20 protein-coding genes are annotated in these 24,903 nt (G+C 62.6%); 13 read left to right on the top strand and 7 right to left on the bottom strand.

The genetic code is table 11. The features are described 5' to 3' along the window. Nucleotides 1–176: 176 nt before the first annotated feature. Nucleotides 177–476 carry a YciI family protein gene (locus DOM58_RS08970; RefSeq protein ID WP_075562443.1) on the bottom strand — a complete coding sequence of 100 codons (300 nt, stop codon included), beginning with the start codon at nt 474–476 and terminating at the stop codon, nt 177–179. After that, nucleotides 476–1,027 carry a septation protein A gene (locus DOM58_RS08975; RefSeq protein WP_075562444.1) on the bottom strand — a complete coding sequence of 184 codons (552 nt, stop codon included), beginning with the start codon at nt 1,025–1,027 and terminating at the stop codon, nt 476–478. The genes DOM58_RS08970 and DOM58_RS08975 overlap by 1 nt, the downstream gene beginning before the upstream one ends. A gap of 110 nt (nt 1,028–1,137) precedes the next feature. On the opposite strand from DOM58_RS08975, the gene DOM58_RS08980 reads away from it, so the two are divergent. Both DOM58_RS08980 and DOM58_RS08985 read left to right on the top strand, forming a co-directional pair. Continuing rightward, a complete protein-coding gene (locus tag DOM58_RS08980; RefSeq protein ID WP_342588588.1) occupies nt 1,138–2,061 on the top strand; it encodes a PHP domain-containing protein in 924 nt (307 codons plus the stop codon). A 125-nt stretch (nt 2,062–2,186) separates the two neighbouring features. Next, nucleotides 2,187–2,807: an L-threonylcarbamoyladenylate synthase gene (locus DOM58_RS08985; RefSeq protein ID WP_110692554.1), complete on the top strand. Its 621-nt coding sequence runs from the start codon at nt 2,187–2,189 to the stop codon at nt 2,805–2,807. A 187-nt stretch (nt 2,808–2,994) separates the two neighbouring features. On the opposite strand, the gene DOM58_RS08990 is transcribed toward DOM58_RS08985, so the two are convergent. After that, on the bottom strand, nt 2,995–4,737 hold the full coding sequence (locus DOM58_RS08990; RefSeq protein ID WP_110692555.1) for a methyl-accepting chemotaxis protein: 1,743 nt from the start codon (nt 4,735–4,737) through the stop codon (nt 2,995–2,997). A 189-nt stretch (nt 4,738–4,926) separates the two neighbouring features. Further along, on the bottom strand, nt 4,927–5,829 hold the full coding sequence (locus tag DOM58_RS08995; protein ID WP_110692556.1) for an ion transporter: 903 nt from the start codon (nt 5,827–5,829) through the stop codon (nt 4,927–4,929). Nucleotides 5,830–6,051: 222 nt separating this feature from the next. Between DOM58_RS08995 and DOM58_RS09000 the strand changes: the two genes are divergently transcribed. Together DOM58_RS09000 and DOM58_RS09005 are read left to right on the top strand one after the other, a co-directional pair. Next, nucleotides 6,052–6,636: a heme NO-binding domain-containing protein gene (locus DOM58_RS09000; RefSeq protein ID WP_110692557.1), complete on the top strand. Its 585-nt coding sequence runs from the start codon at nt 6,052–6,054 to the stop codon at nt 6,634–6,636. After that, a complete protein-coding gene (locus DOM58_RS09005) occupies nt 6,633–8,579 on the top strand; it encodes an EAL domain-containing protein (protein ID WP_110692558.1) in 1,947 nt (648 codons plus the stop codon). The genes DOM58_RS09000 and DOM58_RS09005 overlap by 4 nt, the downstream gene beginning before the upstream one ends. A 35-nt stretch (nt 8,580–8,614) precedes the next feature. On the opposite strand, the gene DOM58_RS09010 is transcribed toward DOM58_RS09005, so the two are convergent. Next, complete coding sequence (locus DOM58_RS09010) at nt 8,615–9,517, bottom strand: CYTH domain-containing protein (RefSeq protein WP_157957518.1); 903 nt, start codon at nt 9,515–9,517, stop codon at nt 8,615–8,617. A 215-nt stretch (nt 9,518–9,732) separates the two neighbouring features. Between DOM58_RS09010 and DOM58_RS09015 the strand changes: the two genes are divergently transcribed. From DOM58_RS09015 to glrR, 6 genes are all read left to right on the top strand, one after another. Beyond that, a complete protein-coding gene (locus tag DOM58_RS09015; RefSeq protein ID WP_110692560.1) occupies nt 9,733–10,413 on the top strand; it encodes a TIGR00153 family protein in 681 nt (226 codons plus the stop codon). 55 nt (nt 10,414–10,468) lie between these two features. Continuing rightward, entirely contained in the window at nt 10,469–11,737 is a 1,269-nt protein-coding gene (locus tag DOM58_RS09020; protein ID WP_075562451.1) for an inorganic phosphate transporter, read from the top strand. Between the two features lie 121 nt (nt 11,738–11,858). After that, nucleotides 11,859–13,169, top strand: a complete 1,311-nt coding sequence (gene argA, locus DOM58_RS09025; protein WP_110692561.1) for an amino-acid N-acetyltransferase — start codon at nt 11,859–11,861, stop codon at nt 13,167–13,169. 844 nt (nt 13,170–14,013) lie between these two features. Then, a complete protein-coding gene (locus DOM58_RS09030) occupies nt 14,014–15,588 on the top strand; it encodes a sensor histidine kinase (RefSeq protein WP_245392205.1) in 1,575 nt (524 codons plus the stop codon). Continuing rightward, nucleotides 15,573–16,121 carry a hypothetical protein gene (locus DOM58_RS09035; RefSeq protein ID WP_245392206.1) on the top strand — a complete coding sequence of 183 codons (549 nt, stop codon included), beginning with the start codon at nt 15,573–15,575 and terminating at the stop codon, nt 16,119–16,121. Before DOM58_RS09030 ends, DOM58_RS09035 begins: the two co-directional genes overlap by 16 nt. 289 nt (nt 16,122–16,410) lie before the next feature. Next, complete coding sequence (glrR, locus tag DOM58_RS09040) at nt 16,411–17,790, top strand: two-component system response regulator GlrR (protein WP_110692562.1); 1,380 nt, start codon at nt 16,411–16,413, stop codon at nt 17,788–17,790. A 76-nt stretch (nt 17,791–17,866) separates the two neighbouring features. Here glrR and DOM58_RS09045 read toward each other — a convergent pair whose 3' ends face one another. Further along, nucleotides 17,867–18,796, bottom strand: a complete 930-nt coding sequence (locus DOM58_RS09045) for a LysR family transcriptional regulator (protein WP_110692563.1) — start codon at nt 18,794–18,796, stop codon at nt 17,867–17,869. A gap of 129 nt (nt 18,797–18,925) precedes the next feature. On the opposite strand from DOM58_RS09045, the gene DOM58_RS09050 reads away from it, so the two are divergent. Continuing rightward, nucleotides 18,926–19,726 carry an NAD(P)H-dependent oxidoreductase gene (locus DOM58_RS09050; protein ID WP_110692564.1) on the top strand — a complete coding sequence of 267 codons (801 nt, stop codon included), beginning with the start codon at nt 18,926–18,928 and terminating at the stop codon, nt 19,724–19,726. Nucleotides 19,727–19,820: 94 nt separating this feature from the next. Here the strand turns inward: DOM58_RS09050 and xseA are convergent, their stop codons facing one another. Further along, nucleotides 19,821–21,182 carry an exodeoxyribonuclease VII large subunit gene (gene xseA, locus DOM58_RS09055; protein ID WP_110692565.1) on the bottom strand — a complete coding sequence of 454 codons (1,362 nt, stop codon included), beginning with the start codon at nt 21,180–21,182 and terminating at the stop codon, nt 19,821–19,823. A gap of 312 nt (nt 21,183–21,494) precedes the next feature. Between xseA and guaB the strand changes: the two genes are divergently transcribed. After that, nucleotides 21,495–22,964 (top strand): IMP dehydrogenase, encoded by a 1,470-nt coding sequence (gene guaB / locus DOM58_RS09060; RefSeq protein WP_110692566.1) that lies wholly within the window; start codon nt 21,495–21,497, stop codon nt 22,962–22,964. A gap of 260 nt (nt 22,965–23,224) precedes the next feature. Further along, nucleotides 23,225–24,799 carry a glutamine-hydrolyzing GMP synthase gene (gene guaA, locus DOM58_RS09065; RefSeq protein ID WP_110692567.1) on the top strand — a complete coding sequence of 525 codons (1,575 nt, stop codon included), beginning with the start codon at nt 23,225–23,227 and terminating at the stop codon, nt 24,797–24,799. Nucleotides 24,800–24,903 lie beyond the last annotated feature (104 nt).

Raw genomic sequence — 24,903 nt, forward strand, 5'->3', positions numbered from 1 at the left:
GAGGCGTTGTATGAAATTTGATCGCTTTTCGCCAGGCGGCGGCTTATCGGCTACCGGGGAAGCCTTCCGCCGGATCTCAACAGTGTTATCCACAGCAAGTGTGCAAAACCTTCGCGTGAGCGGCTGTGGATAAACGCAGGCAAGGTGGGGCCGAGCCGGTGACGGGAATCGCCAAGTCAGGGCAGCACGCGTTTGAACGGTTTGACCCGCACCTGGGAATAGACGCCGGCCGCGACGTAGGGGTCGGCATCGGCCCAGCGCTGGGCGGCCTCGAGCGAATCGAACTCCGCCACGATCAGGCTGCCGCTGAAGCCGGCGTCACCCGGATTGTCGCTGTCGATGGCCGGATGCGGGCCGGCCAGGATCAGACGCCCCTCGTCTTTCAAGTTTTCCAGCCGCTTGACGTGTTCCGGGCGAACCGAGAGTCGCTTTTGCAGACTGTCTTCGACGTCGTCGCTGATGATGGCGTAGAGCATCAGGAGCCTTCCTCTGATTGGGATGATGAAAGATGGCGTGCCAGGAACACGGCTTGCCCGATCACGAACAGCAGCGTCAGGCCCAGCATGCCGAAGAGCTTGAAGTCGACCCAGGTCGCCTCGTCGTAGTAGCTGAAGACGTAGACGTTGAGTGCGGCCATGGCGAAGAAGAATAGCACCCAGGCCAGATTGAGGCGGTGCCACGTCGCCGCGGGGAGCGTTACCGCCTTGCCCATCATCCGCTGGGTCAAGGTCTGGCCGCCGAACAACGGCGACAGCAGAAAGGCGACACCGAACAGGGCGTTGATGACGGTTGGCTTCCACTGAATGAAAGCGGGATTGTGGAAGGCGATGGTGGCGCCGGCCGAGACGATCACGATGATCGAGGTGATCAGCAGCATCTTCTCGATCCGTCGCTGGCGCCACCAGACGATGCCCAGCTGCGCCAGGGTGGCGGGAATCAGCACCATCGTCGCTGTGATGATATCGCCGCTCAGATGATAGACGACGAAGAAGATCGCGATGGGCAGGAAATCGAACAGCAGTTTCATACGGGCAAGGCCTCCGGCGAGTGGTGACGACGCAGACGTTTGACCCGGCCCGTCGCGCCCGTCACCATAGTCGATCTATTCTGACAAAGACGCTGGCTGGCGTCATGCCCATGAGCGTTTTTCCCACCGATGATCTCGAAATCCACCCGATGAAGCTGGCGGATACGCTCGACGGCATCCGCGGCGTCGATCTGCACCTGCACTCCACCGCCTCCGACGGCAAGCTGTCTCCTTCCGAACTGGCGAATCTCTGTCACGCGCGCGGTCTGACTCACGTCGCACTCACCGACCACGACACGATCGAAGGTGTCGAGGAGGCACGGCGGCAGTGTGAGCATCATGGGGTCAGCCTGATCGCTGCCGCCGAGCTTTCCTGTCAATGGCGCGGGATCGGCCTCCATATCGTAGGGCTATTGCCCCAGGGCGTGTCGCCGGCGTTCGAGTCGGGGCTGGAAATCCTGAGTCGGGCGCGCGACAAGCGCTCCCGCGAGATCGCTCACCGCCTCGAGAAGATCGGGTTGGAAGACGGACTGGCCAAGGCAAGGCTCGAAGCGGGTAGTGAGCGCCCACTGGGGCGGCCGGATTTCGCCGCTGCGCTGGTCACGGCCGGTCTGGTGCCGGATCGCAAGGCGGCATTCAAGCGCTATCTCGGCACCGGCAAGCGTGGCGACGTCAAGATGCACTGGCCGGAACTGGCTACGGTGGTGGGCTGGATTCGCGACGCTGGCGGTATCGCCGTCGTCGCTCACCCGTTGCGTTACGGCATGACCCGACGCAAGCGCGATCTGCTGTTCTCGGCGTTCATCGAGGCCGGCGGCGAGGCGGCGGAACTGGTGAGCGGGTACCAGAACCCGGATACGACTCACGATCTGGCCCGGCAGCTCGACTTCCATGGCCTCTACGGGTCGATCGGCAGCGATTTCCACTATCCCGGCGGGCCGCTGTCGCCGGGAACCATCAGTCCGCCGCCACGCTCCCACGTCAAGCCGGTGTGGTGCCATCCCGCCATGCGCCGCTTTGCCAACGGCGAATAGCGTCAGGTCTGGTACTCTCACCGTTAGCCATCACGTGTCACCGGTCGTCGCCGTCAGGCGGTGCGGCAGAGGTTTCTACAGAGGCTTCAGAGCAGGTTTCAGAAGCGATTCGAGGAGAGCGTGAGATGACCCAGTTTTTCCAGATTCATTCGCAGAATCCGCAGAAGCGGCTGATCGATCAGGCCATCGGCATCTTGAATCAGGGTGGTGTCATCGCCTATCCGACGGATTCAGGCTACGCCCTGGGTTGCCGGCTCGGCGAGAAGAAGGCGATCGAGAAGATCAAGTGGCTGCGTGAACTCGACGACCGCCACAATTTTACCCTGGTGTGCTCCGATCTGTCGGAGATCGGCACCTACGCCAAGGTCGACAACAGCGTGTTTCGGCTGCTCAAGTCGCATACGCCCGGCGCCTACACCTTTATTCTGACTGCCACCAGCGAAGTGCCCCGGCTGCTGTTGCATCCCAAACGCCGTTCGATCGGCGTTCGGGTGCCGGATCACAACATCACGCACGCGCTGCTCGACGCCCTGGGCGAACCGCTGATGAGCGTGACGCTGATACCGGTGGGGGAGGCCTGGCCGATGACCGATGCGGAAGAGATCCGCGACCGCTTCGGCGCGCATCTGGATGCGATCATCGACGGCGGCGCCTGTCAGCTCGAACCGACCACCGTGGTTGATTTGCGCGAGATCCCGCCGGTAATAGTCCGCGAAGGGCGGGGCGATTCCTCGGCTTTTCGCTGAGTCGAGCGATCTGTCTCAGTCCCGCGGTTTGTCGGCGTCATATGACGAGACCGCACTGCTGAAACGAGGCTGGGGGCGCGGGCATTCAGGTCGGATGGGCCCCCGCCGTGGGCCGGCACCGCCTCACGTTCCACTCGCCGCGCCACTTCCTGCGCCAACCGGCGGGTCACTTCTTGCGCCCGACGGCTCAAGCCGGGAGCGGTGACGTCTTCTGTCGGGGAGCATCGGTGGCCGACCCCGCATGGTCGGGCTGGTCGGGCTCGGGCACGATGTCCGCCCCCCCAGCTGTCGGCTTCTGGTCTGGCGCCACGCTCGGCGGCGCCGTCAGTTTGAACGCATCGCAGCGCTCCTGCTGGCGTCGAGCACGGACATCCAGAGCCTGCGTTGCCTGCAGCGTTCTCGCGGCCAGCGTCACATTGCGCTGGGTTGCGGCGTCAATGGCACTGATGGCCTCATCGACCTGGCGGATGCCATCGCGTTGCTGTTGGCAAGAGAGGGCGATGCCGTCCAGCAACTCACCGAGTTGTTGGCTGGAATGCACGGCGGTGGACAGGGTTTCGCCGGCCTGATTCAGGACGCGAGTGCCTTGCTGTACCTGGCGATGCGTTCCTTCGATCTGTTCGCGAATCGTTCCGGCAGCCTCGGCGGAGCTCGCCGAGAGGCGTCGGACTTCTTCGGCAACCACCGCGAATCCGCGGCCGTGTATGCCGGCGCGGGCCGCTTCTACCGACGCGTTGAGTGCCAGCAGGTTGGTCTGGAAAGTCAACGAATCGATCATGGTTATCACCTCCAGAGACGCCTCGGAGCGTGCTCTGGCAGCCTGCATCTCGCTGATCGCCGTCGAGACCTGTTCGCCGCTGGAATCGATCCAGCGCTGATTTTCGGCGGAAAGCGTTCGTCCATGATCCGCATGTTCCGCCGTGTGCGAGACGGTCGCGGTAATCTCTTCCATGCTGGCTGTCGTCTGTTGAAGCGCCTGGGCCTGGTGTTCGCTCTGATCGTTCAATGTATGGCTGGCCTGTGTCAGTTCGAGGGCGTCATCACGCAGGGCCCGGCTTTCCTGCTGCAACTGGGAAACCAGTTCCAGCAGCGACAGACGCATGGCATCGACACCGCTCTTGAGCTCTGACATTTCACGTACGCCATGGGGCGACAGACGCTGACTCAGATCACCTCGGGCGATATCGGCGCAATGGCGTCTCACGTCATCAAGCGGTCTCAGCAGCTGGCGTTGAAACAGATAGAAGACAAGCCCGACCAACAGCAGGGCGATCATCGCCGTCGCCGGCAGTCCCAGCTCCAGGTAACGAACGTTGCGGTTCATGGCGGCAGCGCCTGCCGTCGCATTGGTTTTGGCGGCAGCCGTCAGCGTCGCGAGACTCGCATCCAGCGAGGCGGTCAATTCGTTGGCCTTCTGCACGTTGGCCTGATAGGCCGAGACATCCCACGCCTTGAGTGAATCGAAGCTGGGTCGTATCCCTTCGTCGATCAGGGCATGAAAGCGGCTCGCGATGGCTTTATCCATTGAGACGCCATCATCTCTTGAGAAGCCATCGCCCGTGGAGATGCCATCGTCCGTTGAGACGCCATTGGTTGGCAGAGAACTTGTCTCGGTAAGCTCGGAAAGCCTTTGTTGGGCACGGTCGAACGTGGCTTCGGCCTGCGCCCAGGTCTTTTTGGCAGGTTTGACGCGCAGGCGATTGTAATCGGTTTGATAGCTGTCCAGCAGCACGCGGGTCTGCATTAACGCGGCATAGACTTCACGCGCGGTGCCGAGTTGAACGACGTTGAGGGCGTAGACCGAGTCGAAGGCATCTCTGGCTTGCTTCATCGCCAGGTAGCTGCCACCGCCGATCACCGATATCAGCAGCGCGAACATGAGCAGCGTGGCGATAAGGCCGCCTCGAAGAGTAAGACGAAACGATTTCATGACAACACGGACTCCCGGTGAATGCGCGCCGCCTGACGCGGCCTCGTGGGAGTCTGTATTGGTTGTGTCACAAAATGATGACAAAAGTTAACGTTTTAGCGGCTCCCCGTCACCCCGACGACTGCCGGCTCCCAGCCGTCAACGTTCGTCGTTACTCTATTTCTCACCGGGTTTATCACCCGGTTTTCCCTAGTCGTGTTTCCCATGGACACGTTTTTTATCGTCATCCGCTGACGTCTCATCGTCGTCGGGGGCATTCGGGTCCTGCGTTTCTTCATCGAGCCAGGAGCCGCAGAAGCGACAGTATTTGGCATCTTGCTCATGACCTTCACGGCCGCAGCCGGGGCAGGCTTCCTCGGAATAGCGCTCGCGCTGGATCGAACGGATCACCTCGGCGGAGAAGACCCCGGTGGGGACGGCGATGATCGAGTAGCCCAGCACCATCATGAAAGCGGAGATGAATTGCCCTAGCGGCGTCACCGGGGCGATATCGCCGTAGCCGACCGTGGTCAGGGTGACGACCCCCCAGTACATCGCCCGCGGCATGCTGGTGAAACCCGCCTCCGGCGGCTCGATCATATAGATGACGGAGCCGAAGATCGTGATGATCAGCAGTATGGTGGTCAAAAACAGCAGGATCTTGCGCTGGCTGCGCTGCAGCGCTTCCACCAGCATGCGGCCCTCCCCGACGAACTCCATGAGCCGAAGCACACGAAAGACCCGCAGCACCCGCAAGACTCGCACCACCAGCAGCGACTGCGCGCCCGGTATGAAGAGAGCGAGCCAGGTGGGGAGGATCGCCAGCAGATCGAGAATGCCGTAGAAACTGCGCAGATAACGCAGCGGCCGGTCGAGACAGTAGAGCCTCAGGACCAGCTCCAGTGTGAAGATCAGCGTGAAGCCCCATTCCACCACATAGAAAATCTCGCCGTATCGCTGGTGTAGCCCTGGCACGCTGTCGAGGAAAACCGTCGCGACACTCACCAGAATCAGAGTGATCAGGGTGATGTCGAAGGCCTTGGCTAACGGGGTGTCGGATTCGAAGATGATCTGAAACAGCCGTTTGCGTAGCGATGAGCCGCCCGATTGCATCAATTGAGTTCCTGTCCTGGTGGCCGGCTACGCGATGAGACGCGTCCGATAATTCATTTAAATGACGTTCAATTTCCTGGCGCGGACGCCGATAATGCCAATAATACTTCGGGTTCGCCGAGGTCAGTCGACCGTCAGCCCGGGATGGGGCAGGGCTTAACGAGTCATTGCGAGTTTACAGTGTTACGCAAGGGCGTGACCTGACGCGAGGGTAGTCCTTCCATGATCGGGTTGATTCAACGCGTTCTCATTGATCATGTCGAGAGCCACTACGGTGAAGCCGCCGTGGATCGGATCGCGGCCCAAGCCGGTGTGTCGTCGCCGGGACGGCGTATCGATACGGATTACGACGATGCCGACACGCTCGCGTTCTTCGAGGCCGCCGGCGATTATCTCGAGCTCCACCATGAGGCGTTGATGACCCTGTATGCCGATCTGTTTATCAACTGGACGCGTCGACACTACCCCATGTTCTTCTCGATGGCCGATTCGGCGCAAGCTTTCCTCGGCCGACAGCCGGCCATTCATGCCTCGCTCGGCGCCGGTATTCGTGATCCCGACCTGCGTAGCCGGGTGAACGACAAGTTCCGGGTCGTCGACCAAAGCGAGGGCGCTCTGATTGTCGAGTATCGCTCGGCCAACGGGCTCTGTTCGCTCTATCGTGCGCTGTTCGCGCGCGTGCTCGCAGAGTACGCGCAGTCCGGCGAGCTCGCGGAGACCCGCTGTCGGCATCGCGGTGACGACTGCTGCCGCTTCGAAATGACGTTCGCGACCGGGCCGGGATCACTGTCAGGGAGCGTGGCATGAGCGAGGCCTCCTCGACTGTGACGGATGACCGTGAACGTCGTCTGATCGCGCAGGTCGACTCCATCAGCAATCAGCTGTGTCAGGCGGTGGACGGCGGTTTCGAGTTCCATGTCCACACCGATAGTGACGAGATCGCGCTGCAGAAACTGGCCCAGCTCAATAATTTCGTGCTCGATTCGGTACGGCGGACGATCCGGGATCTTCAGGCATCCCGGGACGAGCTCGAAATCCGCGTCGACGAACGCACCCAGCGACTCAATCTGGTGCTGACCGCCACCAACGACGGGGTGTGGGAATGGGACATCGACAGCGGCAACATCACCCTGTCCCAGCGCTGGTCGAGCATGCTGGGACTGCCACTTGAGGGCGGCCAGCGCGGTCTCGATGATTGGCTATCGCGGATTCACGACGATGACCGCGCCGAGGTCCAACGATCGCTCTACCAGCATCTCGATGGACTGACGTCAGCAGTCAATGTGGAGTACCGCATTCGCGATGCCCGGGATGCCTGGCGCATGGTGCTGTGTCGAGGGCTGTGCCAGCGCAACGGCGATGGCGTGGCCATCCGCATGGCCGGCACCCAGACCGATACCACGGAACAGCGGCTCGTCGACCCGTTGACGCGGCTGCCCAACGGCGCCTATCTCGATCTGCTGCTGCAGGGCCGACTGGCGCGAATACCCTTCGCAGCGATGGCACTGGTCAAGTTTCAGCTGCTCAACGTGGCATCGCTGTTCGATGGTGTCGCGGTCGATATCGCCGTCGCCGCGCTGCGAGGCCTGGTACAGCGAATGCGCCGCCAGTTGCCCCCGAAGGTGGCGTTGATCGCGCTGCCGGAACACACCTTCGCGATGATTTTCGAAACTGATGCGGCAGACCGGTTGAACGACGCGCTGGAACCTCTCGAGGCGCTGCTTGCACAGCCGGTGGAGATCGACGGCCAGCAGGTCTGGTTGTCGCATGTCAGCGGAATTGCAGCATTGAACCCGGCCGAGCCGGTGAGTGTCGACGAATGGCGCCATCGATCGCGTCTGGCGCTGGCCAACGCGCGGCTGTCGGGTGTCGGCTCCCGGCGCTACTACAGTGAGTCGCTCCGCCATTGGGAGCGTCAGACGAGTCACGCGGAGCAGCTGATTCGTGGCGCGCTGGCGACCCGCGGCGTGCGTTGTTTCGTGCAACCGATCGTCGACGCCACGACCGGCGAGGTTCGCTGCTTCGAAGCGTTGATGCGCTTGCGCGAGCCGAACGAAGGCATCGTCGCACCGGTCAGCTTCATCGAGGTCGCGGAACGCTCGGGATTGATCGCCCCGCTGTGGGAGATGCTGATGGAGCAGGCGCTGCCGATGCTCAAGGACGAAGCTATCTGCGAGCGCTTCGGCGACAGCTTCTCGCTGAGCGTCAATCTTTCGCCCCGGCAACTGATGGACCCCCATCTGCTCGACACCATGATCGCGATACTCTCGCGCCACGGCGTGTCCCCCCGTCGGCTACAGATCGAAGTGACCGAGACTTCGGTGCTCAGCGACCCGGCCAGGGCGTTCCGTATCCTGGACCGGATCCGGGGTGCCGGCATCAGCGTGGCGCTGGACGATTTCGGCAGCGGTTACTCGTCGCTGGCGCAATTGACCTCGATGCCGATGGACACGGTCAAGATCGACCGCGAGCTGGTCATGAACGTCAGCACGTTGCCGCGCAAGCGTCATGTGCTGTCGGCGGTGATCGCCCTGTGCCAACGCCTCGACTACCGCATCGTCGTGGAAGGCGTCGAAGAGCGCGAAACCCTGAACATCCTGTGTGACTGGGGGGTCACCGATATTCAGGGCTATCTCTATTCCCGTCCGTTACCGCTGGATCGGCTGGTCGTGGATTTCTCGCCCCCCAGGCCTTGTCGCGTCAGGGGGGCGGGTCGTGCCGCCAGTGGCTCGTCGTTGCCGGCAGCTTGAATCCTATCCCGCCTTGGCGCCGCCTTGGCGCAACGTCAAGCACCTTCATGTCTGAGAAGCAGCCAGTCCTGCCCGCGCCAGGGAACGACGCCCTGACCCAGATCCGCCAGAATTCGTTCGGCCGCCTCGATGCGTTCGTCATGCTCCCGGTGCGGGGCACTCCGCCGCGTTTTCCATTGCTGAACGAGCCGATCGCAACGGTCTCTGGCGCTGGCGAGCCAGGCGGGGTGCTGGCTGTCCTGCCAGTTGTCGATGGCGTCGATCAGGGCGTCCACCGAAACCGTCTCGATGACGATTGGCGCGGGCCAACCGCTGCCCAGGCAGCCGGCGCGGCTGGCCTTGCTGTGGTTGGCCGGACGCGCCGGTAGCGTCGTGGCGTCTGGTGCCGAGGGTTCGCACAGGCGCTGCGCCAGTGCCCACAGTTGCTCCGGACGACCGTGTTTGAGCTCGAGTTCGAGCTCGCAGATCGGCAGGCGGGCATCGCCGGCGTGAATGGAGCCCTGGTCCAGCGCAATTTCGATATCGCTGCCGTCGATCCGGTAACGCCATAGCCGGCGCTCGAAGTCGGTGGTGAAGACCGGGCGTAGCGTCTCCAGATCCAGTCCGCAAAGGGCGGGGTGGTCGAGTTCGCGAAGTCCGTTCAAATCGAGACCGGCGGCATTGCACGCGGCGTTGTCGATCGACCACTCCCACTCGCCGCGGCTCGACAGGCCCCCTTGGCTTTCGGCCGCGCTCTTCAAGGTCTGCAAACGGCGATCGCCTTGCCGGCGAACCCGCAATGCGACGCGACGCGACTGCAGGATTCCCTCGGCGGTGTCGTAATACTGATTTCCCAGCGTGACCGTTTGCGATGCCAGCGTCTTGAGTAGCGGGTGACCCATGAGTTGCGCGGGGCCCTGGGGCGACAGCGCCAGTTTGAGTTCGATTTCGTCGCTCATGCATGCTCCGGCAGTGGCTGTCTGATTTGAATGTAGGGCAGAAGTTATCGCGACAGGACCTACCTCTGCCATGATGGATTCTGGCGTCATGGCGGCATAGGGTGATGTCTCGAATCGAAGACAGATGGTGGACGCTCATGTGAATTTTTCATGACGCATACTGGCGCAATCATTATACTGACGCCGCCACTTCCAACGCATCCAGGCCACGCTTTATGGTGAGTACCAACCCGTTCTCCGCGCTGTTCGGACGGTCGCCGTTCCAGCCGCTACTGGCTCATATCGTCAAGACCAGTGAATGTGCCGGTCAGCTGTTGCCGTTTTTCGATGCCGCGCTGGGTGGCGACTGGGACGAGGCGCGCAAACACCGCGAGACGATAACCCGGCTCGAGCACGAGGCGGACGAGCTCAAGACGCAGCTGCGTCTCAACCTGCCCAACACCATGTTCCTGCCGGTCTCGCGTTCCGACCTGCTGGAGCTGATCAGCGTTCAGGACAAGATCGCCAACAAGGCCCGCGACATCACCGGGATCATGTTGGGGCGTAACATGAGCATCCCCGAGCCGCTGGCGGAGCCGATGCGCGACTATCTGCGTACCGCCGTGGAGACCGTCGACCAGGCGCGCAAGGCGCTCGAAGAGCTCGAGGATCTGCTCGAATCCGGCTTCGGTCGCAATGTCTCGGACGTCATGCACGAACTGATCAAGGAACTCCACGATCTCGAGCACAAGGCCGACGACCAGCAGATCGACATTCGTCGCCGGCTGTTCCAGCTCGAGTCGGAGCTGCCGCCGGTCGATGTCATCTTCCTCTATAAAATCATCGAATGGATCGGTGAACTGTCCGACCGCGCCGAGCGCGTGGGCAGCCGCCTGCAAATACTGACGGCCCGCTGATTGCGGGTCTTCGCCATTCTACGCCTTCGTCACGCCACTCAAGCGAACAGAGCCTATGTCCATCATTGCGCAACACGGTGATGTCTTCATCATTCTCGCCTGTGTCTTCGGCTTTTTCATGGCATGGGGAGTTGGTGCCAACGATGTCGCCAACGCCATGGGAACCTCGGTCGGCTCCAAGGCGATCACCATCAAGCAGGCGATCATCATTGCGGTGATCTTCGAGTTTCTCGGCGCCTGGCTGGCCGGCGGGCAGGTCACCGAAACGATCCGCAAGGGCATCATCGATCCCGCGCTGCTCGAGAACGATCCGCAGATGCTGGTCTACGGCATGCTGGCGTCGCTGCTGGCGGCCGGTTCCTGGCTGATGATCGCCTCGTTCAAGGGCTGGCCGGTCTCCACCACGCACTCGATCGTCGGCGCCATCGTCGGCTTTGCGGTGGCGGGGCTGGGCGTCCAGTCGGTCAACTGGGGATCGGTGGGCACGATCGCGCTGAGCTGGATTACCTCGCCGCTGATCGCGGGCGTGTTCGCGTTCATGCTGTTCCGCTCCGTGCAGGTACTGATCTTCGACAGTCCCGATCCGTTCGCGGCCGCCAAGCGCTATGTGCCGGGCTACATCTTCCTGGTCGGCTTCATCGTCTCGATGGTAACGCTGGTCAAGGGGCTGTCCCATGTGGGCCTGCATCTGAGCTTCGGTGAAAGTCTGCTGCTGGCGGTGGCGTTCGGCGTGGTGATCATGATGTTCGGCCTGCTGCTGGAGAACCGGATCAACCGCGGTGATCGGCGGGCCCGCAGCAATTACGACTTCTCCAGTGTGGAGCGCATCTTCGGCGTGCTGATGATGTTCACCGCCTGCGCCATGGCCTTCGCCCACGGCTCGAACGACGTCGCCAACGCGGTCGGCCCGCTGGCGGCCGTGATCAGCGTGGTCGAAAACGGCGGCGGCGTCTCCGGCGCGGCGGCGATGCCGTGGTGGGTATTGGTACTCGGCGGCGGCGGGATCGTGGTCGGTCTCGTCACCTACGGCCACAAGGTCATCGCCACCGTGGGTACCGGAATCACCGAACTGACGCCGAGCCGCGGTTTCGCCGCGACGCTCTCCGCCGCTTCCACCGTCGTGCTGGCTTCCGGCACCGGCCTGCCGATCTCGACCACGCATACGCTGGTCGGTGCCGTGCTCGGCGTGGGCCTGGCCCGCGGCATGGCCGCGCTCAATCTGCGCGTGCTCGGCTCGATCGTGCTGTCGTGGCTGATCACGCTACCGGCGGGCGCGCTGCTCTCCATTGCCTTTTTCTTCATGTTCAAGGGCATGTTCGGCTAGATTCGCCGGATTCGACGCCGGCCCGAAACCGCCGGTGGCGGTCTACCGGCTTGAAGACGCTCTGGTATAGTTGAGGCGGACCCCATTCACGTCTTTGTCTCATAGCCGGAGCGTCAACCTCTTGGACTCGCGTTTCCCCTTCGTCGACTGGTTTCGTCACTCATCGCCCTACGTCAATGCCCACCGCGGCAAGACTTTCGTCATTCTGATCGAAGGCGAGGCGATGGCGTCGTCGCGACGAGGCCAACTGCTGCAGGATCTGGCACTGCTGCACACGCTCGGTGTCCGGGTGGTGCTGGTCTACGGCATCCGGCCGCAGGTCGGCGCGGCGCTGGAGACCGAAGGCATCACGCCGCTGCGGGTCGGCGGACGCTGGGTTGCCGATCGCCCGATCATGGATCATGTCGAACGCATTGCCGCCATTCAGCGGCTCGAACTCGAGGCGCAGCTGTCGCTGGGGTTGCCCAACACGCCGCTGCATGGCGTCGAACTGACGGCGGTTTCCGGCAATCTCGTAACGGCCAAGCCGTTGGGCGTCCGCGGCGGGGTGGATTTCGATCACAGCGGCGAAGTGCGTCGCGTGCGCAGCCAGGCCATCGAAAGCCTGCTCGCCGGCGGCAATCTGGTGATTCTGCCGCCGCTGGGCTATTCCCGCACCGGGGAGATCTTCGATCTCGACGCCTCGGAGATCGCCCAGCACGTGGCGGTCTCGCTCAGGGCGGATAAGCTGATCCTGCTGGGCGAGTCGGCGGGGCTACACGATGACAGCGGTCAACTGCAGCGTCAGCTGACGCCGGATGAGGCCGATACCCTGCGCGAACAGGCGGATCCGGGCAGCGAGCTTTTCCGGCACCTGGGCGCCGCCTGCGGCGCGGCCCGGCATGGCGTCGAACGTACCCACCTGCTTTCCTGGCGCGATCACGATGCACTGCTGGGCGAGCTGTTCACTCGCGATGGCGTCGGCACCATGATCACCCAGAATCGCTACGAGCTCTTGAGACAGGCGGTCCTGGACGATGTCGGCGGCCTGCTGGCTCTGCTCGCACCGCTGGAGTCCAGCGGCATGCTGGTCGCTCGGACTCGCGAGCGGCTCGAGCACGAAATCGAGGATTACGTGGTGATCGATCGCGATGGCATGGCGATCGGCTGTGCGGCGCTGCACGGTTACGCCGAAGCGAAAATGGGCGAGCTGGCGTGTCTCGCCGTCCATGACGACTATCGCCGTGGCGCGCGAGGGGAGACGCTGCTAGCCGAAGTCGAGCGTCGCGCGCGTCGGCAGGGGCTCACGCAGCTGTTTGCCCTGACGACACACACCACGCACTGGTTCGTCGAGCGCGGCTTCTCCCTGACAACGCCGGAGGCGCTGCCCGACCTCAAGCGCGGGACCTACAATCAGGCCCGCCGCTCCAAGGTGTTGTTGAAGTCGCTATAAGGCGACACCTGGGGCGCCGCGATTCGGACTCGGGTGTCTCCAAATTGAGACTATTCAAATAGCTGATTTGAATGGATTTATTATTATTGGCCCCAAAAGTGTCTGTTTATGAAGACGTTTTTGGGGCCATTTCGCGTCTTCACGGCGTCAACGCTTACCTTCCTCCTAGTTCGCGCTTGACTGTTGATTTCAAGTATTTGATTTTAATGAATTATTAAGGAGTTGGCACGCGGATAGCTATAGTCTTTGGCGAGAGCGACGAGGTGGCCTCTCCGGAAGTCATCTCGCCGAATCTTGTAGGGCTCCTAACTACCCTGTGCGGAGCCAGCAAGATTCGACAGCGTCTGCTCCACGCGATGTGTGACTTAGGTTGCGATGAGACGGGTGTGGCCCATCGGGCATGGAGATACACCATTCGGGCAAGGATGCCCCGGCAAGGATGCCGTCCCCCTCGCAAGAGGGGATCCATTGTGACCGGCCGCGGGATTTCCAGGATCGAGTATCCGGACTCCAGGCGACCGGTTCAGAAACGAAGCGGGCGGTTCGCCGTCACAGTACTCGATAGCCCCTGAATGGCTTAGTCGGACACTGGCTTCGGGGCCTTCTGGCCCACGGGAGCGATCTCGAAATCGCTGATTCAGGCAGTGTTTCTAGGTCGTTTTCGACCCTTCAGTTCCCTGCGTACCTTGGGCCGGCTCTGCCGGCCCTCTTTTTTTGTCAGGCTTTTTTGTCGGGCGTTTTGACATCCGATTCTCGACAACGCCACTTCCAGGCCCGATCGACTATCGACGCATCGTGGCTCGAATAGGCGTTCAACAATAATGTTATCCTTGCGGAACGATCCATGACCCCAATGGGCATCCTGCATAGAGCGATCTTCATGACCACCGAGCTCTCCCGACGTTGGCGTCCTCGCTCGCTACTTCAACTGGTACTGCTGGCCTTCGTCGTTGTGATGTTGCCGATCGCCGTGCTGATGTTTCAGGCCGGTCAGGCGCTTTCACAGCTATCGACGCTGGCCGATCAAAGTGCGCGCCAGGCTGTAGAGGAGACGCGCCGAGCGCGTATGCTGAGTTCGCTGGCGCTGCAGATGGAGCGCAGCGCGCGCCAGTATGCCGTCATCGAGGAAGAGGGCCTGCGCGACATCTACGACCAGAAAGTCAATCAGTTCGGCGCTCTGTTACAGCAACACGAGCCGCTGATGGGCAACAATCCCGATTTCCAGTCCCTCTCCAAACGCTTTCAACGCCTGCGCGTCCTTCCCCCGGCGCCGGTAAAGGATATGAGTGGCTTCCTGGAAGGGTTCTCCGGTTTTGCCTCCGAGTCCGAAGCGGTGCGTGACGATACCAACGAGCTGATCGACGCGCGGATCGCCGATATTCGCCAGCAGGCCAATTCAGTCAAGACACGTCTGTGGATGCAGACCGCCGCACTCGTCTCCGCCAGCCTGATCCTGATGCTGTTCTTCACCTGGCTTATCACGCGGCCGATTCGCCAGCTCGAGCGGCGGATCTTCGGGCTGGGCAGCGGCGACCATAGCGATGTGCCGACCCGTATCCAGGGTCCGGCGGAACTGGTCCAGCTCGGCGATCGGCTATCGTGGCTGTCAGGCCGCCTGTCCGAACTCGAGGCGCAGAAGCAGCAGTTTCTGCGCCATATGTCCCATGAACTGAAGACACCGCTGGCCAGTGTTCGTGAAGGGACTGCCCTGCTCGGCGACGGCGTGGCCGGAGAGCTCAACGAGCGCCAGAGCGAAGTGGTGAGGTTGATCGACGAAAACGGCCAGGAGCTGCAGACGCTGATCGAACAGCTGCTGGATTACAATTTGCTCCAGAACAGCCGGCGGATGAAGGTCACCCAGTTCGATATCTCAACGGTGATTCAGGAGGTGCTGTCCAAGCATCGGCTGGCGCTGGACAACAAGGACATGCAGGTCACGAGTCCGCACCATCCGGTGATGTGGCAGGCGGACCGCGAGCGGACGGCGAGAATTCTGGACAACCTGATCTCGAACGCGATTGCCTACGGCAACGATGGCGGCCAGTTGATGATTCGCACCGCGCAGCAACGTGACGAGCTGATGCTGGATGTGGCCAACAGCGGCGATCCCATTGCCGAGGCCGATCGCGAACACCTGTTCGAAGCGTTCTATCAAGGCAGCGCGCGGCGCAAAGGGCCGTTGAAGGGCTCCGGTATCGGCCTTTCGGTCGCGGCCGACTGCGCCAAACTGCAGGATGGGCAACTGGCGCTGGTCGAGGATGCCGAACTGCCGGTCTGCTTTCGACTCACGTTGCCATGGGCGAATCGCCCGGTACGCGTTTCGCAACAGGATAGAGCGCCACACGATGATAATGACGCCGCACCGGGCGAGCCGGCTCGGAGCGGTGAGGCAAGGAAGAAAACATGGTCAGTCAGATGAAAACCACGCTGTTATTGCTGGGAATGATGGCGCTGGCGGGTTGCCAGTCGCTCTCCCGTGAATCCATCCCTGCCGGTTGCGGCGACATTCCGAGCTACGCCGACAACGTCTGCCTGGTCGATTCCTGGGTGGCTTTCGGTCTTCAGGCGCAACGCGGTGACGACGACTGGCGCCAACGGACGCTGGACAAGGTCGGCCAGCACCGCATGGACCAGAAGGCCGTGCGGGCACTGGTGCTCTCCTGGGATGGCCCCGGTGAGTGGCAACGCGCTGCGGACCTCTACAAGGCCTCGATCGACTCGGCGCCGACCCGGCTCCAGCCGCTGCTGCAGCAGTGGCTGAACGAACTGGAAGAGCGTCGCAAGCTCTACGCTCAGCGAAGCACGAGTACGAGAGCGAGTCGGCAGGGTGGCCACAGCAATACGCAGGCACTGAAGCGCGAAAACGAGAAGCTGAAACAACAGCTCAAGGAGATGTCGGACAAGCTCGACGCCTTGACCGATATCGAGCGGACGATCAACGCGCGCGACTGATTTCTGGAACGTTCACGACTGATAGCAAAAACGTCCACAACCGATCTCCGAATTCCCGCAAACGTGCTTCGGAGTCGGTAACGCCGCGTGATCATCAATACTCACGAATAACCAAGCCAACCGTGCGATTCGAGGTCGATTGACCACATCGATACCGCGCGACCGCGTCACGGAGAGCGTGACACGTCCTTGCCGACAGACAGGGCGAAGCGGCGGCAGAGAGGTGCCTATGTCATTGAATACTCAGGATTCACCAGCTTCCAAAACCCGGGCGATCCGAACGCCAGCCATGGAGCCGGGCAGGAACAACCACACCGCTCACATCCTGCTGGTCGACGACGATACCAGCCTGCTCAAGCTGCTGGGCATGCGTCTGGAAAGCCGCGGGTTCCGGGTGACGACGGCGGAAAGTGGCCGCGAAGCGCTGACCCACATCGAAGAGACGGCGCCGGACCTGGTGCTATCCGACCTGCGCATGGACGAGATGGACGGCCTGGCTCTGTTCCACGAGCTGCAGCGTCGCCTACCGGGGATGCCGGTGATCATTCTCACCGCTCATGGCTCGATTCCGGACGCCGTCAGTGCCACGCGCCAGGGCGTGTTCAGTTTCCTGACCAAACCGGTCGATCGCGACGAGCTGTTCGAGGCGATCGACGAGGCGCTCAAGCAGACGCCGACCGCGCGTGGCGAAGGCGGCGAAGCTTGGCGTTCGAAGATCATCACCCGCAGCCCGCAAATGGAGCGCATTCTCGAGCAGGCCTACATGGTCGCCGCCTCGGATGTCAGCGTGCTGCTGACCGGCCCCAGCGGTAGCGGCAAGGAGCTGCTGGCCAACGCCATGCATCAGGCCAGCCCGCGCGCCGACAAGCCCTTCGTCGCCATCAACTGCGGCGCACTGCCGGAACAGCTGCTGGAAAGCGAACTGTTCGGCCACGCTCGCGGCGCCTTCACCGGCGCGGTCACTCAGCACGACGGGCTGTTCCTGGCCGCCGACGGCGGCACGCTGTTCCTCGACGAGATCGGCGATATGCCGCTGCCGCTGCAGGTCAAGCTGCTGCGCGTACTCCAGGAGCGTCAGGTTCGTCCATTGGGCAGCACCAAGTCGTTTCCCATCGACGTGCGGATCATCTCCGCCACCCATCGCGATCTCGACCGTGCCATGCACGAAGGCGATTTCCGTGAGGATCTCTATTACCGCCTCAACGTGGTCAACCTCAAGCTGCCGCCGCTGCGCGATCGTGCCGAGGACATCCCGCTGCTGGCCAAGCACATGGTGGCGCAGGTCTCGGCGCGGCATAAACCGTTCGTCAAAGGTTTCTCGCCGGAAGCGCTCAATCTGCTCGCCTCCAGCGGCTGGCCGGGCAACGTACGCCAGCTCGTCAACGTGGTCGAACAGTGCGTCGCTCTGACCAGCACACCGATGATTCCCGAAGCGCTGGTCTCTCAGGCGCTGGTCGCCGAGGAGAATGCGCTGCCCTCGTTCAGCGAAGCGCGTGCGGGTTTCGAACGCAGCTATCTGATCAAGGTGCTCAAGATCACCGAAGGCAACGTCACCCAGGCGGCGCGTATCGCCGGGCGTAACCGCACCGACTTCTACAAGCTGCTGTCGCGTCATGATCTCGACCCCGGCACCTTCAAGCCGAACGCGATGCCGGATCCGGCAGGCTGATCGCGGCCAATCGACAATGACCCGATCCGGCAAGGACTGCCTGATCGGGTTTTTTATGTCGCCGAGGCAGCGAATGCTAGATCGGATCGGTATCCGCTTCACCTGCCGTGCGGGGGATCAGCTCGATAATCCGCTGACGTAGCCATCGGTGAAGAGGATGGGTCGTGGTGCGGTCATGCCACACCATTGCCATGTCGAAACCGGGCACGGAAAGCGGGGGATCCAGAAGTCGCACTCGGCCGACGCGGTCATCGGCGACCCGTGTGGGGACCAGCGCGATCATGTCGCTACGCGCAACGATCTCCGGCACCACCAGGAACCCCGGCGCCGACAGGGCCACGCGGCGGGACCGGCCGACGGCGGCCAGGGCATCGTCCACCGGGCCGTGAAAGCCGCCGCCCTCCGGTGAGACGATGACGTGGTCCAGTCGGCAAAAAGTGTCGAGATCGAGTGGTCCCGGCAAGGCCGGGTGGTCGGGGCGAACGATAGCCACGTACGCCTCGCGATAGAGCGTGCGCATGCGCAGTTTGTCCGGCGCCGTCCCGGGCGTCGTCAGGGCCAGATCGACCTCGCCGCGCACCATCTGCGTATCGAGAATCCCGGTGTCTATCGTCCGCCAGGCGACGCTGAGGCCCGGGGCTTCGCGACGCAGAGCCAGTGCCAGCGGCATCAGAACCGAATACTGCACGTAATCGCTGGCGGCGATGGCGACCGTAGCCTTGGCCGTGGCCGGGTCGAACGGGCTGCCCTCGGCGACAACCTGGCGTACACCCTCGAGGGCGGCGTGGAGCGGCGCCTGAAGCTCGAGCGCCCGTTGGGTCGGAACCATGCCGCGCTGCGCGGGCAGCAACAGCGGATCGCCCAACAACTCACGCAGTCGGGTCAGCCGGGTCGAGATGGCCGGCTGGCTGAGATGCAGTCGCTTGGCAGCGCGACTGACATTGCGCTCCACCAGCAAGGTGTCGAGTGTCACCAGCAGATTCAGGTCTAGCCGTTCGATATCCATTTCTTTGATACCAAGACATAAAATAAACGATTTCTACAATACCAGACGGCGCGTCAGGATCATGGGCCGAACGTGATCATTCCCCGATCATTTCCCGATCATTGCCACAACACAATGAGGAACCGGCCCATGAGTCATATTCTGATCGTCCATGCCCACCCCGAGCCCCAGTCACTGACCAGCGCCTTGAAGGATCTGGCGCGAGAAACCCTGCGGGCGCAGGGGCATGAAGTTCAGGTTTCGGATCTCTACGCCATGCAGTGGAAGTCGGTCGCCGACCGCGAGGACTTCATCGACACCGTCGACTCGGCTCGCTTGAGCTACATCGCCGAGTCCCGCCATGCCTATGCGTCGGACACCCAGACCCTGGATATCGCCGCCGAGCAGCGCAAGTTGCTGTGGGCCGATGCCGTTCTGTTCAGCTTCCCGCTGTGGTGGTTCGGCATGCCGGCGATTCTCAAAGGGTGGGTCGACCGGGTATTTGCGTTCGGGTTTGCCTACGGTGTCGGTGAACACGGCGGAGAACGGTGGGGCGATCGTTATGGCGAAGGCATGCTGGCCGGCCGTCGTGCGATGCTGATTCTGCCGATTGGCGGGCGGGCGCCGCACTACAGCGATCGTGGCGTCAATGGCAGCCTGGAAGAAATTCTGTGGCCGATACACCACGGCACGCTGTTTTACCCGGGTCTAGAAGTGATGCCGCCGTTCCCTGTCTATCAGAGCGACCGGCTCGATGAAGACGGTTGGCAGCAGGTCGTGGCCAGTTTCAAACACCGTCTCGAGCACTTGTTCAGCGATGCACCGATTGCCTTCCGGCGACAGAACGGTGGGCACTACGATACGGATCAGCGTCTCAAGCCCGGCCTGGGCGAAGGCGAGGGCGGAACGCGGATCCACCTTGTCCAGCCGGGGGATCCTGAAGAGCGGTGACCTATCGCCAATTACCGAGCGGTAATTTTTCGCGAAATTTGGCGGTTAAACGCCGGTTTATTCCCGAGCGGTAATTTTCCGATTCTGGCCTGCTTCAGCGCTTCAAGCGACGCTTCACTTCCAGCTTCAGGCGGCCTTCGCCGAGGCGGGCGGTCAGTGTTTGACCGGGTTGGGTCTGGCTGGCGGCGCGGACAACCTGGCCGCTGTCGTCCTGCAGGATCGAGTAGCCGCGGCCCAGCACGGCCAGCGGGCTGACGGCGTTGAGCTCACGGGCGATCCCCTGCAGGTTCTGGCGTTCCTGGTGCAGCCGACGACGCTGAGCGGTGTCGAGCCGCTGGCGAAGCTGGTCGATCCGTTCCCGCGACTGGCGCAGCGTGCGGCTGGGGTCGTGGAGCGCGAAGCGTCGGTTGGCGGCGTCGAGCCGTTGCCAATCCCGCTGCAAGCGCTGGTGCATCGCCAGTTGCAAGCGGCGATCCAGCCCCGCCAGATGTTGGCGCTGCTGGGCGAGCCGCTCGCCGGGATGGCGCAGCCGGGCGCGTAGATGATCGAGGCGCTGGGATTCGGCATTGACGCGCCCTTGCCAGGCGCGGATCAGGCGCTGGCGCTGCCGATTCAGCGTCGCTTCGAGATCGCGGCGATCCGGCACCAGCCGCTCGGCGGCGGCGGAGGGCGTCGGGGCGCGCACGTCGGCGGCGAACTCGGCCAGGGTCACGTCGACCTCGTGGCCGATGGCGGCCATCACCGGCAGCCTGGAGTGGAAGATCGCCCGCACCAGATGCTCGTCGTTGAACGCCCACAAATCTTCCAGACTGCCGCCGCCGCGGGTGATTAGGATCGCATCGAAAGGATCGCTTTCGTCTTCCCGCCGCGCATGACGATTAATCAAGGCCAGCGCGCGGATCAGCGCCGGCGGCGCGTCTCGACCCTGAACCACAGACGGGAACACGCTGACGCGGATCATCGGCCAGCGCGCCTGCAGCACCGCCAGCACATCGCGAATGGCCGCGCCGGTGTTCGAGGTGATCAGTGCCAGATGGCGAGGCGGGTAGGGCAGCGGCCGCGCGTTGGCGAACATGCCCTCTGCCTCCAGCTTGCGCTTGAGCCGTTCGTAGGCCGCCATCAGCTCGCCTTCGCCGCTGGGCTGCACGGCATCGACGATCAATTGATAATCGCCGCGCGGTTCGAAGATCGACACCCGCCCGCGCACCTTGATCCGATCGCCATCCTTCAGCGGTGTGCGCGACAGGCTCGCCCGATTGCGGAAGAACGCACACTTGAGCTGGGCCTTGGCGTCTTTCAGGCTGAAGTAGATATGCCCGGAAGCGGGGCGCGCCAGCCCGGAAATCTCGCCCTCGACCCAGCAGTCGCCGAAGCCGCGCTCCAGCATCTGGCGGGCCTGGCGATTGAGGTCGCTGACGGAGATCGCCTGTGGCGACGGTGAGGTGAACGCAGGCATGGGCTGACCCGGACGGAAACGGTTATGAATGGTCGAAAGCCTAACACGAAGCCGGCGGCCCTAGTGCTGGTGAGAAACGGCGCTGGTCAGAAACGGCGCTGGTCAGAAACGGTGCCGGTCGAATACCGCGCCGATCGAGCCCCGAACCCCTGCTTGCCATTGAGAGGCAACGGCCAAACGACTATAATGCGCGATTAACTTTTCGCGGCCCCGGTCCATGCCGGTCCACACTGCAAGGACCGTCTCCAAGGACACTCGCGGTGCCGCAGGCTGTCACAGGCTCCCCACCACCTGCCAATTGGGTTTCCGACCATGCTACGTATAGCGCAAGAAGCTCTTACGTTCGACGACGTATTACTCGTACCCCGCTACTCGGATGTCCTGCCCAGAGACGTCGACCTCAAATCCCGCCTGACCCGCAACCTGACCCTGAACATTCCGCTGCTCTCTTCCGCCATGGATACCGTGACCGAAGCGCGTCTGGCGATTGCCATGGCGCAGGAAGGCGGTATCGGCATCATCCACAAGAGCATGTCGATCACCCAGCAGGCCGCCGAGGTCCGCAAGGTCAAGAAGCACGAGAGCGTTATCGTCAAGGACCCGGTCACCGTGGGCCCCAACGCCAAGCTGCAGGATCTGCTGGAGATGGCCAAGGAGTACGGCTATTCCGGCTTTCCGGTGGTCGAGGGCGAGACCCTGGTCGGGCTCGTCACTGGGCGCGACATGCGCTTCCAGCCGGATTATAGCGACAGCGTCGAAGCGATCATGACCCCGCGTGAAAAGCTGGTCACCGTGCCGGAAGGCACCTCGCTCGACGTGATCAAGACCAAGCTGCAGGAAAACCGCATCGAGAAGATCCTGGTCGTCGACAAGGACTTCCACCTGCGCGGCCTGGTCACCGTGCGTGACATCGAAAAAGCCCGCACCTACCCGATGGCCGCGAAAGACGCCGATGGCCGCCTGCTGGTCGGCGCCGCCGTCGGTACCGGCCCAGAAACCCCGGATCGCATCGCCGCACTGGTCGAAGCCGGCGTCGACGTGCTGGTCGTCGATACCGCCCACGGCCACTCCAAGGGCGTCATCGATCGCGTGCGCTGGGTCAAGGAACACTATCCGGACCTGCAGGTGATCGGCGGCAACATCGCCACCGGCGACGCCGCCGTGGCGCTGGCTGAAGCCGGGGCTGACGCGGTCAAGGTCGGCATCGGCCCCGGTTCCATCTGCACCACCCGCGTCGTCACCGGCGTCGGCGTGTTACAGATCACCGCCGTCGCCAACGTCGCCGAAGCGCTCAAGCCGTTCGACATCCCGCTGATCGCCGATGGCGGCGTGCGCTACTCCGGGGATATCGCCAAGGCGATCGTCGCCGGCGCCAGCACCGTGATGCTCGGCAGCATGCTCGCCGGTACCGAAGAGTCACCCGGTGAAGTCGAGCTGTTCCAGGGCCGGACCTACAAGGCCTATCGCGGCATGGGCTCCATGGGCGCGATGTCCCAGACTCAGGGCTCCTCGGATCGCTACTTCCAGAGCAAGGACGAAGGCGTCGAGAAGCTGGTGCCGGAAGGGATCGAAGGCCGCGTGCCCTACAAGGGCCAGATGAGCGCCATCGTTCACCAGATGATGGGCGGCCTGCGCGCCTCCATGGGCTACACCGGTTGCCACAACATCGACGAGATGCGCACCCAGCCGGAGTTCGTCAAGATCACCGGCGCCGGGATCACCGAATCCCATGTGCATGACGTACAGATCACCAAGGAAGCGCCGAACTACCGCGGCGCCTGATCGTTCGTGATTCAGGAAACCATCTGCGCTCGCTCAGGCTTTGTTGAACGGCGGCTCGATATGCTCATTTACCAACACGTAAACTCCGCTATCTCGCCGCCGTTCGCCTCCCCTGAGCATCGCTCGAAAGGTTTCTTCCCATGGTTGAGTTCATCTTGCATTGGCTCGACCATCGAATCAGTTTCTAGCCATTTTCGGCTTCATCAGCGGCGCCTAACAGCGCCGCTGCTTGTTTTAGGTTCACTTCCAAGGCTCATCCGATGACCGACATCCATTCGCACAAGATCCTGATCCTCGACTTCGGCTCCCAGTACACGCAGCTGATCGCGCGCCGCGTGCGCGAGATCGGCGTGTTCTCCGAGATCCGCGCCTTCGATATCACCGAAGAAGAGATCCGCGAATACAATCCCAACGGCATCATCCTCTCCGGTGGGCCGGAATCGGTCTCCGAGCTGGGCTCGCCGCGGGCGCCGGCATGCGTGTTCGAGATGGGCCTGCCGGTCTTTGGCATCTGCTACGGCATGCAGACCATGGCCGAACAGCTGGGCGGCGCTACCGAAGGTTCCAACAAGCGCGAGTTTGGCTATGCCCAGATCAGCGTCGCCTCGGAAGACGACCTGCTCGGCGGTATCAAGGATCATGTCGGCAAACGTGGCGACGCCCTGCTCGACGTCTGGATGAGCCACGGCGACAAGGTCGCCCGCGCGCCGGATGAATTCACCATCACCGCCTCCACGCCGAGCTGCCCGATTGCCGCCATGACCTGGCCGGAAAAGCGCTTCTACGGCGTGCAGTTCCACCCGGAAGTCACCCACACCACCCAGGGCCAGCGCATCCTCGAGCGCTTCGTGCTGGATATCTGCAAGGCGGAAAAGCTCTGGACCCCGGCGCAAATCATCGAAGACCTGACCGATCGCGTCCGCGAACAGGTCGGCGACCGCCACGTGCTGCTCGGTCTTTCTGGTGGGGTGGATTCGTCCGTGGTCGCGGCGCTGCTGCACAAGGCGATCGGCACGCAGCTCACTTGCGTATTCGTCGACAACGGGCTGCTGCGCAAGCAGGAAGGCGACCAGGTGATGGAAACCTTCGGCCAGCACATGGGCGTCAAGGTGATCCGCGTCGATGCGGAAGACGAGTTCCTGGGCAAGCTGAAAGGGGAGAACGACCCAGAAGCCAAGCGCAAGATCATCGGCAACACCTTCATCGATGTGTTCGACCGTGAAGCCGCCAAGATCGACGGCGTCGAATTCCTCGCCCAGGGCACCATCTACCCGGACGTGATCGAATCTGCCGCCAGCAAGACCGGCAAGGCCCACGTGATCAAGTCGCACCACAACGTTGGCGGCCTGCCGGAGACCATGAAGCTCAAGCTGGTCGAACCGCTGCGGGAACTCTTCAAGGACGAAGTGCGCAAGCTCGGCCTCGAACTCGGCCTGCCCTACGACATGGTCTACCGTCACCCGTTCCCTGGGCCGGGCCTAGGCGTGCGCATTCTGGGTGAAGTGAAGAAGGAGTACGCCGACATCCTGCGGGAAGCCGACGCCATCTTCATCGAAGAGCTGCACAACTTCGACTGGTACCACAAGACCAGCCAGGCGTTTGCAGTGTTCCTGCCAGTGAAATCGGTCGGTGTCGTCGGCGACGGCCGCCGCTACGAGTGGGTCATCGCCATCCGCGCCGTCGAAACCATCGACTTCATGACCGCCCGCTGGGCGCATCTGCCGTATGAGCTGCTGGAGACAGTCTCCAACCGCATCATCAACGAGATCAGTGGCGTCTCCCGCGTGACCTACGACGTCAGCAGCAAGCCGCCCGCGACGATTGAGTGGGAGTGAGGGGCGGCTACGCGGAACGCCTCACACGGCTAAGCCGATCGAGATCAAGGGCCTACCAGAGGTAGGCCTTTTTTTGCGGTTTGTTACAGTTTTGGTTGACACGG

It is taken from the genome of Salinicola halophyticus, from assembly GCF_003206695.1.
Classification (GTDB): Bacteria; Pseudomonadota; Gammaproteobacteria; order Pseudomonadales; family Halomonadaceae; genus Salinicola; species Salinicola halophyticus.

What these genes read in the sequence shown, in the direction of transcription:
- DOM58_RS08980 (WP_342588588.1), top strand. Translation starts at nt 1,138, where the DNA reads ATGAGCGTTTTTCCCACCGATGATCTCGAAATCCACCCGATGAAGCTG.
- DOM58_RS09050 (WP_110692564.1), top strand. Translation starts at nt 18,926, where the DNA reads ATGAGTCATATTCTGATCGTCCATGCCCACCCCGAGCCCCAGTCACTG.
- DOM58_RS09045 (WP_110692563.1), bottom strand. Translation starts at nt 18,796, where the DNA reads ATGGATATCGAACGGCTAGACCTGAATCTGCTGGTGACACTCGACACC.
- DOM58_RS08970 (WP_075562443.1), bottom strand. Translation starts at nt 476, where the DNA reads ATGCTCTACGCCATCATCAGCGACGACGTCGAAGACAGTCTGCAAAAG.
- DOM58_RS09000 (WP_110692557.1), top strand. Translation starts at nt 6,052, where the DNA reads ATGATCGGGTTGATTCAACGCGTTCTCATTGATCATGTCGAGAGCCAC.
- DOM58_RS09015 (WP_110692560.1), top strand. Translation starts at nt 9,733, where the DNA reads ATGGTGAGTACCAACCCGTTCTCCGCGCTGTTCGGACGGTCGCCGTTC.
- DOM58_RS08975 (WP_075562444.1), bottom strand. Translation starts at nt 1,027, where the DNA reads ATGAAACTGCTGTTCGATTTCCTGCCCATCGCGATCTTCTTCGTCGTC.
- guaB (WP_110692566.1), top strand. Translation starts at nt 21,495, where the DNA reads ATGCTACGTATAGCGCAAGAAGCTCTTACGTTCGACGACGTATTACTC.
- DOM58_RS08985 (WP_110692554.1), top strand. Translation starts at nt 2,187, where the DNA reads ATGACCCAGTTTTTCCAGATTCATTCGCAGAATCCGCAGAAGCGGCTG.
- DOM58_RS08990 (WP_110692555.1), bottom strand. Translation starts at nt 4,737, where the DNA reads ATGAAATCGTTTCGTCTTACTCTTCGAGGCGGCCTTATCGCCACGCTG.
- DOM58_RS08995 (WP_110692556.1), bottom strand. Translation starts at nt 5,829, where the DNA reads ATGCAATCGGGCGGCTCATCGCTACGCAAACGGCTGTTTCAGATCATC.
- DOM58_RS09010 (WP_157957518.1), bottom strand. Translation starts at nt 9,517, where the DNA reads ATGAGCGACGAAATCGAACTCAAACTGGCGCTGTCGCCCCAGGGCCCC.
- DOM58_RS09035 (WP_245392206.1), top strand. Translation starts at nt 15,573, where the DNA reads ATGGTCAGTCAGATGAAAACCACGCTGTTATTGCTGGGAATGATGGCG.
- DOM58_RS09030 (WP_245392205.1), top strand. Translation starts at nt 14,014, where the DNA reads ATGACCCCAATGGGCATCCTGCATAGAGCGATCTTCATGACCACCGAG.
- guaA (WP_110692567.1), top strand. Translation starts at nt 23,225, where the DNA reads ATGACCGACATCCATTCGCACAAGATCCTGATCCTCGACTTCGGCTCC.
- DOM58_RS09020 (WP_075562451.1), top strand. Translation starts at nt 10,469, where the DNA reads ATGTCCATCATTGCGCAACACGGTGATGTCTTCATCATTCTCGCCTGT.
- xseA (WP_110692565.1), bottom strand. Translation starts at nt 21,182, where the DNA reads ATGCCTGCGTTCACCTCACCGTCGCCACAGGCGATCTCCGTCAGCGAC.
- glrR (WP_110692562.1), top strand. Translation starts at nt 16,411, where the DNA reads ATGGAGCCGGGCAGGAACAACCACACCGCTCACATCCTGCTGGTCGAC.
- DOM58_RS09005 (WP_110692558.1), top strand. Translation starts at nt 6,633, where the DNA reads ATGAGCGAGGCCTCCTCGACTGTGACGGATGACCGTGAACGTCGTCTG.